10 protein-coding genes are annotated in these 14,420 nt (G+C 67.6%); 9 read left to right on the forward strand and 1 reads right to left on the reverse strand.

The window, feature by feature from the left end; translation table 11 throughout:
* Positions 1 to 3 precede the first annotated feature (3 nt).
* Genes FK256_RS02530 through FK256_RS02570 form a run of 9 tightly spaced genes read left to right on the forward strand, consistent with a single transcriptional unit; the run spans position 4 to position 12,790 of the window.
* Entirely contained in the window at positions 4 to 2,760 is a 2,757-nt protein-coding gene (locus tag FK256_RS02530; RefSeq protein ID WP_141423566.1) for an NADH-quinone oxidoreductase subunit G, read from the forward strand.
* Positions 2,757 to 4,412, forward strand: a complete 1,656-nt coding sequence (gene nuoH / locus FK256_RS02535) for an NADH-quinone oxidoreductase subunit NuoH (RefSeq protein ID WP_141423567.1) — start codon at positions 2,757 to 2,759, stop codon at positions 4,410 to 4,412. Before FK256_RS02530 ends, nuoH begins: the two co-directional genes overlap by 4 nt.
* The gene (nuoI, locus tag FK256_RS02540) at positions 4,405 to 5,115 is read left to right on the forward strand and encodes an NADH-quinone oxidoreductase subunit NuoI (protein ID WP_021606218.1); all 711 of its coding nucleotides are present in this window, start codon (positions 4,405 to 4,407) and stop codon (positions 5,113 to 5,115) included. The genes nuoH and nuoI overlap by 8 nt, the downstream gene beginning before the upstream one ends.
* Positions 5,112 to 6,140: an NADH-quinone oxidoreductase subunit J gene (locus FK256_RS02545; RefSeq protein ID WP_141423568.1), complete on the forward strand. Its 1,029-nt coding sequence runs from the start codon at positions 5,112 to 5,114 to the stop codon at positions 6,138 to 6,140. Before nuoI ends, FK256_RS02545 begins: the two co-directional genes overlap by 4 nt.
* On the forward strand, positions 6,137 to 6,445 hold the full coding sequence (gene nuoK / locus FK256_RS02550) for an NADH-quinone oxidoreductase subunit NuoK (RefSeq protein WP_009234115.1): 309 nt from the start codon (positions 6,137 to 6,139) through the stop codon (positions 6,443 to 6,445). Before FK256_RS02545 ends, nuoK begins: the two co-directional genes overlap by 4 nt.
* A 17-nt stretch (positions 6,446 to 6,462) precedes the next feature.
* Positions 6,463 to 8,457 (forward strand): NADH-quinone oxidoreductase subunit L, encoded by a 1,995-nt coding sequence (gene nuoL, locus FK256_RS02555; protein WP_141423569.1) that lies wholly within the window; start codon positions 6,463 to 6,465, stop codon positions 8,455 to 8,457.
* A gap of 15 nt (positions 8,458 to 8,472) precedes the next feature.
* Complete coding sequence (locus FK256_RS02560) at positions 8,473 to 10,077, forward strand: NADH-quinone oxidoreductase subunit M (protein ID WP_141423570.1); 1,605 nt, start codon at positions 8,473 to 8,475, stop codon at positions 10,075 to 10,077.
* Complete coding sequence (gene nuoN, locus FK256_RS02565; RefSeq protein ID WP_141423571.1) at positions 10,074 to 11,687, forward strand: NADH-quinone oxidoreductase subunit NuoN; 1,614 nt, start codon at positions 10,074 to 10,076, stop codon at positions 11,685 to 11,687. Before FK256_RS02560 ends, nuoN begins: the two co-directional genes overlap by 4 nt.
* Positions 11,684 to 12,790: a polyprenyl synthetase family protein gene (locus FK256_RS02570; protein WP_141423572.1), complete on the forward strand. Its 1,107-nt coding sequence runs from the start codon at positions 11,684 to 11,686 to the stop codon at positions 12,788 to 12,790. Before nuoN ends, FK256_RS02570 begins: the two co-directional genes overlap by 4 nt.
* A gap of 426 nt (positions 12,791 to 13,216) precedes the next feature.
* Here the strand turns inward: FK256_RS02570 and FK256_RS02580 are convergent, their stop codons facing one another.
* Positions 13,217 to 14,350, reverse strand: coding sequence for a hypothetical protein (locus tag FK256_RS02580; protein WP_141423574.1), 1,134 nt, complete (start codon positions 14,348 to 14,350; stop codon positions 13,217 to 13,219).
* Positions 14,351 to 14,420: the final 70 nt, after the last annotated feature.

Genomic DNA, 14,420 nt, shown 5'->3' on the forward strand with positions numbered 1-14,420 from the left:
GCCATGACTGCTGAGACGACCGCCAAGAGCTCCGCACCGGCTGCGCCGCCAGCTCCCGAGATGGTCCGCATGACTATCGACGGGTTTCCCGTCGAGGTGCCCAAGGGCACCCTCCTCATCCGCGCCGCCGAGCAGGTCGGCGTACGCATCCCGCGCTTCTGCGACCATCCGCTGCTCGCACCGTCGGCCAACTGCCGCCAGTGCCTGGTGGAGGTGGCCATGCCCGGGCGCGACGGCGTCGTGCGGCCCATGCCCAAGCCCCAGCCCTCCTGCGCCATGACTGCCATGGAGGGCATGGAGATCTCCACCCAGGCCACCAGCGAGGTCGCCGCCAAGGCCCAGGCCGGCACCATGGAGTTCCTCCTCATCAACCACCCGCTGGACTGCCCCGTGTGCGACAAGGGTGGCGAGTGCCCCCTGCAGAACCAGGCCCTGGAGCTCATGGCCTCCGGCGCCCAGTCCGCCACCCGCTTCACCGACGTCAAACGCACCTTCCCCAAGCCGCTGCGCCTGACCAGCAACATCCTGCTGGACCGCGACCGCTGCATCCTGTGCCAGCGTTGCGTGCGCTTCGCCGACCAGATTCCCGGTGACCCCTTCATCGCCCTCCAGGGACGCGGCGGCGGCCACCCCTCCTGCGACATGGACGGAAACCCCGAGCACACAGGAGGCCTCTACTCCGAGCAGATCGGACGCTTCGACGCCCGTGTCCTGGACTTCTCCACCGGCTCGGCCGAGCAGGCCGAGCGGTCCATAGACGCCGACCTCCAGACGATCCGCGGCGTGCCGTCCCTAAGCGCCCTGGGCGACCTGACCGGCCCCGGCGGCGAGCCCGGCGTCTCCGATGGCACCGACTACGGCCCCGACCTGGGCACGGGCCGCGAAGACCTGGACGCCTCAGGGCGGCCCTTCGCCTCCTACTTCTCCGGCAACATCATCCAGATCTGCCCCGTGGGCGCCCTGACCTCCGCGAGGTACCGCTTCCGGGCCCGCCCCATGGACCTGGTCTCCACCGACTCCGTCACCGAGCAGGACGCCTCCGGTTCGGCCATCCGCATCGATATGCGCCGCGGCGTCGTTCTGCGCCATCTGGCCGGCAACGACCCCGAGGTCAACGAGGAATGGATCACCGACAAGGACCGCTTCGCCTTCACCTGGTCCGCGCAGCCCGACCGCCTCACTGTGCCGCTCGTGCGCGACGAGGAGACCGGCGAGCTCGTCACCACCTCCTGGTCCGACGCTCTGGACGTGGCCGCACGGGGGCTTTCCCGCGCCGCCTCCGACGGGGGAGTGGGTCTCCTACCCGGCGGCCGCCTCACCCTGGAGGACGCCTGGGCCTGGTCCCGCTTCGCCCGCACTGTCCTGGGCACTAACGACATCGACCAACGCGTGCGCTCCCACAGCTTGGAGGAGGACACCTTCCTGGCCGCCCGGGTGGCCGGCACCGGCCTGGGCGCCGTCACCTACCGCCACCTGGAGAAGGCCGGCCAGGTCCTGCTCCTGGGCCTGGAGCCCGAGGATGAATGCGGCTCCCTGTTCCTGCGCCTGCGCAAGGGTGTGCGCGCCGGCGGCGTCAATGTGGCCACCGTGACCACCTGCCTGACTGCCGCCAGCCGCAAGCTCTCCGCCCAGGCCATCCTCACCCCGCCCGGCGAGGAGGCCCGCGTCGTCGCCCACCTCAGCCAGACCCACCCCGCCCTCATCGATGCCCTGCGGGCCGACGGCGCCACCATCCTCGTTGGTGAGCGCGCCGCCCGCGTTCCCGGCCTGCTCAGCGTCGCCGACGCCCTGGCCACAGCCACCGGCGCCCTGCTGGCCTGGGTCCCGCGCCGCAGCGGCGAGCGCGGCGGCATCGAGGCAGGCCTGCTGCCCGGTCTGCTGCCTGGCGGGCGCCCCGTGGCCGACCCCGAAGCCCGTGCCCAAGTCGAGCGGGCCTGGAACATGGGTGCCGAGCGCTCCCTACCCACCGCCCTGGGGCGCGACACCACCGGGATCCTCTCGGCCCTCCTGGACGGCACCCTGGGCGGCGCCGTCGTCGGCGGCATCGACCTGCGCGACTTCCCCGACCCGGGCCTGGCCCGCGCGGCCCTGACCGCCAGCAGCTTCACCGTCCAGCTCGAGGTGCGCCGCAGCGAGGTCAGCGAGCACGCCGATGTCGTCCTGCCCGTGGCTCCGGCTGTGGAGAAGAACGGCACCTTCGTCAACTGGGAGGGGCGCGTGCGCCCCTTCGGCCAGGCCCACGTCTCTCGCGCCCGCACCGACCGCCAGGTCCTGGGGATGCTCGCCGACGAGATGGGCGTCGACCTGCAGGTCGACGACCTGGTGACGCTGCACGAGCAGCTCGCCGCCCTGGGCCTGTGGCGCGGACAGCGCATGCCGGTGGCCTTCGGCCGCGCCCCGATGGCCGGCGCCGAGACGGCGATCGTCGTTGGCGGGGTGGAGGCGCGCCTGACCACCCATAAGCCCATGCTCGACGCCGGACGGCTCCAGGACGGCGAGCCGTTCCTGGCCGCTACCGCCCTGCGTCCCGTTGCCCGAGTGGGTGCCGATCTCGCCCGTCGCCTGTCACTGCGCGGCGGTGAGGAGGTGACCGTGTCGACCGCCACCGGATCGATCACCCTGCCGGCCGTCATCGGCGGCGTCAGCGACGGGACCGTGTGGCTGCCCGAGTGCTCGGCCGGATCCACCGTCCACCAGACCCTGGGGGCAGGTCACGGCTCTCAGGTCACCCTGACTCATGCAGCGGAGGTACTGAGGTGAATCCGATCTACGCGGCTCAGGCCGCTGCCACCGACGACGCCGTCTCCAACGGGGGTGTGGTCGCCGACTTCTCCGCCGAGACCTGGTGGCTGACCCTCATCAAGGCCGTCTTCATCGTCGCCTTCCTCATCGTCAGCGTCATCATGGCCCTGTGGGTGGAGCGGCGCGGCCTGGCCCGCATGCAGACCCGCCTGGGCCCCAACGTCAACGGTCCGCTCGGACTGCTCCAGGCGGTCGCCGACGCCGGCAAGCTCATCATGAAGGAGGACTTCTGGCTCAAAGGCGCCGAGAAGGTCATCTACCTCCTGGCCCCGCTTATCGCCGCCTTCAGTGCCTTCATGGTCTACGCGGTCATCCCCTTCGGGCCGCAGGTGAGCATCTTCGGCCACTCCACGCCCCTGCAGCTGACCGACTTCCCGGTGGCGGTCCTCTACATCCTGGCCATTACCGCCTTCGGCGTCTACGGCATCATCCTGGGCGGCTGGTCCACCCACTCCACTTACCCGCTCTTCGGTGCCGTGCGCAGCGCCGCACAGGTCATCTCCTACGAGCTGAGCATGAGTCTGTCCATCCTCACGGTGTTCCTGGCCTCGGGGACCATGTCCACCTCCGGGATCGTCGGCGCCCAGCAGCGGATCTGGTGGGCGGTGGCGATGCTGCCCAGCTTCATCATCTACGTCATCTCCATGGTCGGCGAGGTCAACCGCCTCCCCTTCGACTTGCCCGAGGCCGAGGGCGAGCTCGTCGCCGGCCACATGGTCGAGTACTCCTCGATGAAGTTCGCTTGGTACTTCCTGGCCGAGTACATCAACATGTTCAACGTCTCGGCCGTGTGCGTCACCCTGTTCCTGGGAGGCTGGCGCTCCACCATCCTCAGCCTGTTCTGGGAGGGGGCCAACTCCGGCTGGTGGCCGATGCTGTGGTTCATCGGCAAGGTCTGGGCCGTCATGTTCTTCATGATCTGGACTCGGGGCACCCTGGTGCGCATCCGCTACGACCATTTCATGAAGCTGGGCTGGAAGGTTCTCATCCCCGTCTCCCTGGTTTGGCTTGTGCTGGTCGCGGTGGTGCGCGCCTTCCGTACCTTCTCCGGCGCCTCTGTGCAGGCCCTGCTGCTGCCGATGGCCGTCGTCTTCTGCCTTATCATGCTCGTTCTCTTCCTCATCCCCGACAAGGGGGACGAGGAGGAGCTCTACGCCGAGTACGACGAGTACGACGGGGACGACACTGAGGATGACGTCGAGATCATGAACGACGACGACCACGTCTCCTTCTTCGAAGGCTTCCCCGTTCCGCCGTTGCCGGGCCAGTCCCTGCCGCCCTCGCCGCGCGCCCGCCGAGCCGCCCTAGCCGTCGATCTGGAGGACGCCGAGGGCGGCGTTGCGACCGCCGTCGGCCTCCTGGACGACGTCGAGCTCGAGGACGACGACGAGACGGCCGGCTTCGTCGACTCGGCCGACACGGCAGACACGGCCGACTCTGCAGACTCGGCGGACACGGCCGACCCTGACGAGGCGTCTGTTCCGCTCCGCTCCGGCACCGACGCAGCCACCGCCCTGCCCACGTTCACCCTTGACCTCAAGGCCGACACGGCCAGTGACAAGGCCGTAGACAAAGCCACTGAGGCACCCCAGGAGGGAAAAGATGACTGATCGCCCCAACCGCTCTCGGGGCTCCCGGCACGACGACTGGCTGCGCGACGCTCCCTCCGCCCTGGCCCGGGCCTTCGCGCCCGTGGCCGGCTACGGGGTCACCATCTCCTCGATGTTCCGCCCGGTGGTCACCGAGCAGTACCCCTTCGAGCCCGCCCGGGTAATGCCCCGCTACCATGGCCGCCACCGGCTCAACCGCTACGATGACGGTCTGGAGAAGTGCATCGGCTGCGAGCTGTGCGCCTGGGCCTGTCCCGCCGACGCGATCTACGTCGAGGCTGCCTCCAACGAGCCCGGCGCCCAGTACTCGCCCGGTGAGCGCTACGGGCGCGTTTACCAGATCAACTACCTGCGCTGCATCTTCTGTGGCATGTGCATCGAGGCCTGCCCCACCCGGGCGCTGACCATGTCCACCGACTTCGACGAGCTCGTTGGCCCCGGCCGTGAGGGCCTCATCTACGAGAAGGAGGACCTTCTGGCCCCTGTGCCCGACGGCGCCGTGGCCGCCCCCCACCCCATGGTCGAGGGCACCGAGGACGGCGACTACTACCGCGGCCAGGTCACCGGCTCCACCCAGGCCCAGATCGACTGGGTGCGCGCCCACCGGCCCGACGACCCCAGCCTGGCCGATGCCCGCGCCAAGGCGGTCCCCACCGCTTCTGGCTGGGGCTCCGGGCAGACCGTGAAGGGAGCCGTGCGATGAGACCCCTCCTGCTACCCGGCGCCGTTTCCGCCTTCGCCCCCGCGCTTCCCACCGACCTGACCCAGGACGGCCATCTGGGGCTGGGCGAGGCGATCGTGTTCATGGTCGTCGCCCTGGTCACCGTGGCCTGCGGCATCGGCATCCTGATCGCCAAGCGGGCAGTGACCGCCGCCATCAACATGATCGGCATCATGATCTCGCTGGCCGTCCTCTATATCGTCAACGAGTCGCCCTTCATGGGGATCACCCAGGTCGTGGTCTACACCGGCGCCGTCATGACCCTCGTCCTGTTCGTCATCATGCTCGTGGGCGTCGGCGGCGATGAGCCGGTGGGTGCCGCCGGCTCGGTCATGAGACGTCCGCTCCTCATCCTCCTGGGCCTCGGCCTGGCCGGCGTCCTGACCGCCGTCGTGTGGCGCACTGTCTTCCCGACGCCGGCCGGTCTCAAGGACAGCGCCAAGGCCGCCCCCGATCTCCTGGCCGTCACGCTCTACAACGACCACGTCGTCACCATGGAGCTGACCGCCATCCTGCTCATCGTCGCCGCCGTCGGCGCCTTGACACTTACCCACCGCCAGCGCATCCGGGCCCGGCTCGACCAGCGCCACATGGCGGCGAACAAGATGCAGGCCTACGCCTCCAAGGGCGTCCACCCCGGACAGAAGCCGATGCCCGGCGTCTACGCCTCCACCAACTCCGCCGCCGCCCCGGCCCTGGGCGCCGACGGCGAGGTGGTCGAGGGCTCTGTGCCCCGGGTCCTGCGGGCTCGCGGCCAGGGCCTGGAGCTGTCCGACGTCTCACCGGAGATGGGCCTGGCCCAGCGTTCCGGGAAGATCGTCTCCCGGCAGGGCGGAGCCGACGCCGTGGGCGGTACCGGACGTTCCGGGATGCCGGCCATGCCCGGCGCCGCAGCCCCCACCGTCAAGCAGCCCGTCCTCGGCGACGATGACTCCCACCCAACGGGCTCAGCAGACTCGGTGGACTCGGTGGACGCGGCCGCCCCTGAGCAGAAGGAGGAGAAATGAGCCTCCCCGTCATCGCTGTCTACATCATCCTGGCCGGGGTCCTGTTCACCCTGGGGGCGCTCACGGTGCTGCTGCGCCGCAACGCCATCATCGAACTCATGGGGGTTGAGCTCATGCTCAACGCCGTCAACCTCGTTCTGGTGACTTTCTCCCGGATCCACGGCAACCTCACCGGCCAGGTCTTCGCCTTCTTCGTCATGGTGGTGGCCGCCGCCGAGGTCGTGGTGGGGCTGAGCATCGTCGTATCCATCTTCCGCACCCGCAGGTCCACGTCGGTCGACGACGAGAACCTGCTCAAGAACTGAGGGGAGAGACCACCGACATGCTTCCCGCTCCTGTCACTGCCGTCGTGACGCCCCTGACCGAGGCCACCGGCCCGGCCTCCTGGGCGTGGCTGCTCATCGCCGTGCCCGCCGCCTCGGCCGCCCTCCTGCTACTGGCCGGGCGCCGTTCCAACGCCTGGGGCCACTGGCTGGGCCTGGCCGCATCCTTCGCGGCCGCCTGCCTGGGCGTGGGCGTCCTGCTCCAGGTCCTGGGCCTGCCCGTCGAGGAACGCGTCATCGGCCTGCCTCTCTACCACTGGTTCAGCGCCGGCAATTTGAGTATCGACGTCGGACTGCGCCTGGACCCGCTGTCGCTGACCTTCGTGACCCTGGTGACCTGCGTCGGCTTCCTCATCCACCTGTACTCGGTGGCCTACATGGCCCATGACCGCGACCGGCGCCGATTCTTCGCCTACCTCAACCTCTTCATCGCTGCGATGCTCACCCTGGTGCTGGGCGACTCCTACATCGTGCTCTTCGTCGGGTGGGAGGGCGTGGGCCTGGCCTCCTACCTGCTCATCGGCTTCTGGAACACGGCCGACGCCGATGCCCCCCAGGGCGAGCAGGTCACCAGCCGCGAGAACGCCGCTGCGGCCAAAAAGGCCTTCGTCATGAACCGTGTGGGCGACGTCGGTCTGCTGCTGGCCATGATGACGATGGTCGGCCAGGTCGGCTCGGTCTCCTTCGACGCCGTCTCCGCTGCCGCCCTCGACGGCTCGGTGGCCACCGGCTGGCTCACCGCCACCGGCTTCTTCCTACTCCTGGCGGCCTGCGGCAAGTCCGCCCAGTTCCCGCTCCAGGCCTGGCTGGGCGACGCCATGGCCGGCCCCACGCCGGTTTCCGCCCTCATCCACGCCGCCACCATGGTGACTGCTGGCGTCTACCTTATGGTCCGCTCCGCCGCCGTCTTCGAGGGTGCCCCGGATGCCCAGATGGCCGTCGCCGTCGTCGGCGCCATCACCCTTCTGCTGGGGGCCGTCATCGGAAGCGCTAAGGACGACATGAAGAAGGTCCTGGCCGCCTCCACCATGAGCCAGATCGGCTACATGATGCTGGGTGCCGGGCTCGGCCCGATCGGCTACGCCTTCGCCATCTTCCACCTGCTCACCCACGGCTTCTTCAAGGCTCAGCTCTTCCTAGGAGCCGGCTCAGTCATGCACGCCATGGGCGACCAGGTCGATATGCGCCGCTTCGGCGGTCTGCGCAGCGCCATGACGATCACCTGGGCCACCATGGGCATCGGCTGGCTCGCCATCCTGGGGGTGCCCCCCTTCTCCGGATTCTGGTCCAAGGACCGGCTCATCGAGGCCGCCTTCGTCGGCGAGGGCGTCAAGCCCTGGATCCTGGGAACCATCGCCCTGCTGGGCGCGGGCCTGACCGCCTTCTACATGTCCCGCCTGTTCTTCATGATCTTCCACGGCCAGCGGCGCTGGACCACGGATAAGGACCTGGTGGGCGAGGTCCACCCCCACGAGTCCGGCTGGCTCATGACGCTTCCCCTGATCATCCTGTCCGTGTTCTCCGCGGGCCTGGGCGGTCTGCTGACCTACAACAACCTGTTCGTCACCTGGCTGGAGCCGGTCACCGGCCACGTCGAGCACGGCGAGCCGGTCCTGCCCGCCGCCGTCATCATGAGTGCCACCCTCTCCCTGGTCATCATCGGGGTCGCCGTGGCCTGGTGGATGTACGTCAGCCGCCCGGTGCCTGTTGTCCTGCAGCCGGCCAATCCCCTGGTGGAGGCCGCCCGCAAGGACATGTACCAGGACGCCGTCAACGAGGCCCTGGCCATGCGCACCGGCCAGGGACTGGTCCTGGCCACCGACGCCGTCGAGCGCTACGTCGTCGATGGCGCCGTCGAGGGAGCCGCTGCCGGAACGGGCGCCGTGGGGCGCCTGACCCGCCGCACCGAGTCCGGGTACGTGCGCTCCTACGCCGGCTACATGCTGGCCGGAACGGTCCTCGTACTCATCGCCGTCCTGGCCGCCAGGTTCTGAGAGGACACGAGACACATGCCGACTCTTCCCGCATCGCTGCCCGTCCTGACCGTCATGGCGATCGTGCCACTGGCCGGGGCGCTCCTGCTGTGGCTGGTCCCGCCGCTGCGCCGGCTCCACGCCCGCGCCGTGGGTCTGGTGTTCTCCCTGGCAGTCCTCGCCCTGGGCCTGTCGGCCCTGAGCGCCTTCGACCCCGGCAGCGCCGGTACCGTCCAACTAGTCCACACCCACCCCTGGATCCCCGCCATCGGCGCCTCCTGGGCCCTGGGCGTCAACGGGCTGGGACTGGCCATGGTGCTCCTTGCGGCCTTCATCACTCCGCTGGTTCTGCTCGCCTCCTGGGGCGAGGTGCCCGCCGACCGTCAGGGCCTGTTCACCGGGCTCGTCCTGGCCCTGGAGTTCTTCGTCGTCGTCATCTTTTCGGCCCGCGACCTGCTGCTGTTCTACCTTTGCTTCGAGGCGATGCTCATTCCGGTGTACTTCCTCATCGGCTGCTTCGGAGGTCAGGGGCGCCAGCGCGCGGCTCTGAAGTTCCTCCTGTACTCGCTGGCCGGCGGGCTCATCATGCTCATCGGCGTCATCGCGGTCTACCTGCACTCCGCCAAGGACGGCGCCCCCAGCTTCCTCATCGACTCGGTGGCCGCCAACCTGCACGTGTCCACTTCCGCCGGGCACTGGATCTTCCTGACCTTCTTCACCGCCTTCGCCATCAAGGCGCCCCTGGTGCCGGTCCACACCTGGCTGCCCGACACCGCCGAGCAGGCCACGCCCGGCACCTCGGTGCTGCTCATCGGCATCCTGGACAAGATCGGCACTTTCGGGATGATCACCCTGGTCATTCCGCTCTTCCCCGAGGCCTCGCGCTGGGCCGCCCCGGTGGTCCTGGTTCTGGCGGTCGTCTCCATCATCTATGGGGGCCTGGTCGCCATCGCTCAGGACAACCTCTACCGGCTCATCTCCTACACCTCCGTGAGCCACTTCGGTTTCATGGTCCTGGGGATCTTCATCGGTAATCAGGTCGCCGCCAACGGCGCCATGGTCTACATGGTGGCCCACGGGTTGTCCATCGCCGGCCTCTACCTGGTCACCGGTTTCATGGCCCGGCGCACCGGGACGGTCGTCATCAGCGAGCTCGGCGGTATCGCCCGGGTCATGCCGCTGGTGGCCGGTACGTTCCTCGTATGCGGTCTGGCCTCCATCGCCCTGCCGGGCTTGAGCGGATTCGTGCCCGAGTGGATGGTGCTCACCGGCACCTTCTCGGTCTCGCTGGCCCTGGGCGGCGCCGCCGTCGCCGGCGTCGTTATCGCCGCCGTTTACATGCTGCTGCCCTACCAGCGGGTCTTCACCGGGGCGCCGGCGCCCGAACGCGTGGGCAGCCCCGATCTCGACGGGCGCGAGCGGCTCGTCGTCGCCCCCATCATCGCCGCGATGCTCGCGCTCGGGCTGGCCCCGGCCATCCTCACCCACGCGCTCGACGATGTCGCCAGGCAGGTCACGCTCACGGTGAGTCAGGAACCGGAGGCCGCGGCCTCCGGAGTCGTCTCCAGCGGCGACTCAGGTGCCGATAGCGCAACCGAAGCGCCCGCCGTCTCCACCGCTACGGAAGGGAACACCAAGTGAGCCCCTCAGCCACTGCCCCGATCGTCAACTGGGACGCCCTGACACCGGTGCTCTTCATCCTGGGCGCCGGCGTCCTGGGCGTCCTCGTGGAGGCCTTCATCGCCCGCCCCGCCCGCCTGGTCATCCAGACCGGGCTGAGTTTCCTGGCCATCCTGGCCTCAGGGGTCTCGCTCTTCCTGCGCTGGGGCGAGGTCAAGGCCGCCGGGGCCGCTGCCGCGGCCGAGCCCCAGTTCCAGCTGCCCGAGGGTTTCCTCCCGGGCGCTCGCATGTCGGCGGGCTTGACCGAGGACCCCTTCTCCATTGCCGCCCAGGGCATCCTCCTGGTCATCGGCCTGCTGGCCGTCCTGGTCATGGCCGACCGCACCGCGGTCAACGATGGCGCCTTCGCGGCCCAGGCCGCCGATCGGCCCGGCAGCGCCGAGGAGACCGAGTCCCTCCTGGCGGGGTGGACCACCACCGAGGTCTTCCCCCTGACCATGTTCTCCCTGGGGGGCATGATGCTCTTCGGAGCCAGCAGTGATCTCATCACGCTGTTCGTCGTCCTGGAGATGATCTCGCTGCCGTTGTACATTCTGGCGGCCACCGCCCGCCACCGCCGGCTGCTCAGCCAGGAGGCGGCACTGAAGTACTTCGTACTGGGCGCCTTCGCCTCCGCTTTCCTCCTCATGGGATCGGCCCTGCTCTACGGGGTGGCCGGTGCCGTTGACTACCGGAGCATCGGCACTGCCGTGCGCACCGTACAGGGCCAGGACTGGCTCATTCTTGCCGGCCTCATACTGGTGATCGTCGGCCTGCTGTTCAAGGTCGCGGCCGTGCCCTTCCACGCCTGGAGCCCGGACGTCTACCAGGGCGCCCCCACCCCGGTCACCGGCTTCATGGCCGCCGGGGTCAAGGCCGCGGCCTTCCTGGCCCTCGTGCGCTTCTACTACGTCATCGCCGGGGCCTTGGGCTGGGACCTGGCACCGGCCCTGTGGGCGGTGGCGGCTCTGACCATGCTCGTGGGCACCGTCGTCGGCGTGGTGCAGCGCGATGTCAAGCGCATGCTCGCCTACTCCGCCATCGCCCACGCCGGCTTCATGCTCATCGGGATCCTGGCCTACTCCAAGGAGGCGATCTCCGCGCTTAGCTTCTACGCCCTGACCTACGGGGTTGCCACCGTGGGCGCCTTCGGCATCATCGCTCTGGTGCGTTCTAACCGGGGCGGCTCCGTGGGCGGGGAGGATGGCGACCTGGATGCCTTCAAGGGCCTGGGGCGACGCAGCCCCTGGGCCGCCGGTGCTATGACCGTCTTCCTGCTGTCCTTTGCGGGCGTGCCCCTGACGGCCGGCTTCATGGCCAAGTTCCGGCTTTTCGCCACCGGACTGAGCGGCAACGGGGTGCCCTTCGTGATCCTGGCGGTCGTCTGCTCGGCCGTGACCGCCTTCTTCTACATGCGGCTCATCGTCCTCATGTTCTTCCATGAGCCCGACGGCGAGCGCTCGGTGGTCGTGGCCAGCAACGGGCCGATCGCCCTGGCGGTCGGCGTTGCGGTCATGGCCACAATCGGCCTGGGGATTCTGCCGCAGGCTGCCTTCGACCTGTTCGACCGTACGGCTATGCTCCTTCCGTGATCGGATCACTGCCGCTGAGCGCCCCCCAGCTGGAGACGCGCATCGTCCCCGCCCTCCAGGCCATCGAGGACCGCCTCATGGAGGTGGTTACCAGTGCCGACGAGACCATCAACCCGCCGACTTCGCACTTGGCCGAGGCCGGGGGCAAGCGCCTGCGCCCGGTCCTGGCCCTGCTGACCGCCCAGCTCGGAGAACCGTCCCTGGCGACGGGGGATCAGATCCGCGACGCGGGCGTGGCCGTGGAGCTGACCCACATCGCCACGCTCTACCACGACGACGTCATGGACGAGGCCCCGCTGCGCCGAGGCGCCCCGAGTGCCCAGACCGTGTGGGGCAACTCCGCCGCCATTCTCACCGGAGACGTCCTAGTCGCCCGCGCCTCCCAACTCGTAGCGGCCCTGGGACCCGAGGCCGTCATGGCCCACGCCAAGACCTTCGAGCGCCTGTGCATGGGCCAGCTCCACGAGACCCTGCCACGCCCGGCGGGCACCGACCCGGTGGACCACTACATCCAGGTCCTGGCCGACAAGACTGGCTCCCTCATCGCGGTGTCCGCCCGCTACGGGGCGATGCTCACCAATGCCGGGGCACGAACAGAACAGATCGTGGAGGAGTTCGGAGAGAAGATCGGCGTAGCCTTCCAGCTCGCCGACGACGTCATTGACCTCATGAGCGACTCCGCCACCACCGGTAAAACCCCAGGAACCGATCTGCGCGAGGGCGTGGACACCATGCCGGTCCTGCTCCTGCGCAAGGCCCTAGCGGCCGGGGAGCTCGACGCCGCCGGCCAGGCCATTCTCTCGCGCCTGTCCAGCGGCGACCTGTCCGATGACGCCTTCCTGGCCGACGTCGTCACCCGCCTACGAGAGCATCCCGTCCTGGCCCGCACCCGCGAGATGGCCATGGCGTGGGCCGCTGAAGCGATTGAGGGCCTGGGGGACCTGGAGGAGGCTGTCCTTGACGGCACCCGGCACCGCCTGGCCGAGGCCGGGATCGAGGGTGAGGCCGCCGCTGCGGCGCTGGCCGACGCGGGCGAGCGGGTGGTGCAGGTGCGTGCCGCCATGGAGGACTTCGCCCGCATCCTCGTGGACCGGGCCGCCTGAAGGGCCGGTCTGAGGACTGAAGAGGTCTCGCAACTACCCACGGCTCCCCACGGAACGACGAGGAGCCGTTGGGGAGAGACGGATAGCTCCCCTGCGTGAGCGGTGGACCGCAGTGCATAGCGCGCCAGGCACGTGTTCCCGATGCGCCGAAAGGTCCCCGACATGCCGTCCTCTACGCCGCTGTCGACTAATGCCTGTGCCCGACTGACCCGTCGCAGTGTGCTGGCCCTGCCTGCACTGACCGGTGCAGGGGTGGTCCTGGCGAGTTGTGGTGTGCTGAAGAAGGGTGGCTCCGTCTCCTCTGATCGCCGTACTCGCCGATTCCGCCGCAGTCTCCAACGTGCCCACCCGCATGGGCGTCTGGCCGGAGAATATCGGCTGAAGAGAAAGACAGGGCCAAGGAGCTCCGCTCATATGGTTCCAAGCTCATGATCCTGTAGCGGTTGCTGTAGGTGTATCGGAGGGCGAAGCCGACTGAGAAGGGTATCCGATCCATGCATCCGCAGGATAAAAAAGGTGATCAAGTGCGATTCCCCAGGATGATACGGCTATAGAACGGCATATAGTTGCAAGTGAGTAGCTGCCTATATCCTGACCAGATGAAAGGGAGGACAACTGAAGAGTATCAGGAATCTTGTCGCCTTTACCTCCTTGCAGTAGTGATGTCGCCATATAAACGACGTCCCCAAAAGTGCAGGATGCGCCCGGGATCGATCGTTCGTCGGAGCTCCAGGATAAAAATGCAACAGGTGAACCGGGAGGACGTACAGAGAATACAGGCTCTTTGTAGTCGCCATATAGAATTATATCATGCTGATCAACATAAATGAGATCCGACATTCCATAGTTTTCAGTTCTCTGCGAACCGCTGCTGATGATGACATCCTCGCCGGTGACGATATTCTTTGCATGAAAAACACTCTGCTCGGAATCCTGAGTATTCCTATGGGAGTAAGATATGTCGTGATAATAGAGCCAGTTGTCCTTAACTAGTGCAGCGAGTTGATCATTATGAGACTCTGTTGTCCCGGTTGCGAGGTATACTATAGCCCTGTTCTCATCTGCATCTTCTGTGGTCAGTGCCTCCCCTATTGTGGTCATAGTTTGGTATCCGCCGGTGAGTGCCGTGCTCGCATCGAACTGAATGGAAAGATCTGCGGCGCTCAGACGGAATCCGAATCCTCTTGCGTCTGCGAAATCGCTGTTCTTGTTGCCGGCAATGAGTAGAGAGCTGTGGTCGGCGTTGAATGTGAGAGTGACCCGAAATGAAATGCCAGCGAGATAATCATTGTTAACTCTTGTCGAGGCGACAATTGTATGATCGGAAAGCGAAACCTTGATGACGTCGATAGCGCAAACATTGGGAGAGAAGTCCTGCGAATCTCTCCGCTCTTCCCCCGACTTTCGGTCATGGTAAACGCCGGCCGTCAAATACGCGTAAGACTCGTCGAGAACTGCAGGGCCAACAATAATGCTGAGTTCTGGAACAGTCGCTGCCGCGGTTGTGGAGGAACTGCTGTCCGCTTTAGGAGTCGTCGAAGGAGCTGGCGAGGAAGCCACTGAACTGATATTCCAGTTCCCCTTGCTATCGGGTGTGAGCGCCCAAGTCGACGGACCGTTGAGATCGACG

Source organism: Actinomyces johnsonii, assembly GCF_006546835.1.
Taxonomy (GTDB): Bacteria; Actinomycetota; Actinomycetes; order Actinomycetales; family Actinomycetaceae; genus Actinomyces; species Actinomyces johnsonii.

What these genes read in the sequence shown, in the direction of transcription:
- FK256_RS02530 (WP_141423566.1), top strand. Translation starts at nt 4, where the DNA reads ATGACTGCTGAGACGACCGCCAAGAGCTCCGCACCGGCTGCGCCGCCA.
- nuoI (WP_021606218.1), top strand. Translation starts at nt 4,405, where the DNA reads ATGACTGATCGCCCCAACCGCTCTCGGGGCTCCCGGCACGACGACTGG.
- FK256_RS02545 (WP_141423568.1), top strand. Translation starts at nt 5,112, where the DNA reads ATGAGACCCCTCCTGCTACCCGGCGCCGTTTCCGCCTTCGCCCCCGCG.
- nuoK (WP_009234115.1), top strand. Translation starts at nt 6,137, where the DNA reads ATGAGCCTCCCCGTCATCGCTGTCTACATCATCCTGGCCGGGGTCCTG.
- nuoL (WP_141423569.1), top strand. Translation starts at nt 6,463, where the DNA reads ATGCTTCCCGCTCCTGTCACTGCCGTCGTGACGCCCCTGACCGAGGCC.
- FK256_RS02560 (WP_141423570.1), top strand. Translation starts at nt 8,473, where the DNA reads ATGCCGACTCTTCCCGCATCGCTGCCCGTCCTGACCGTCATGGCGATC.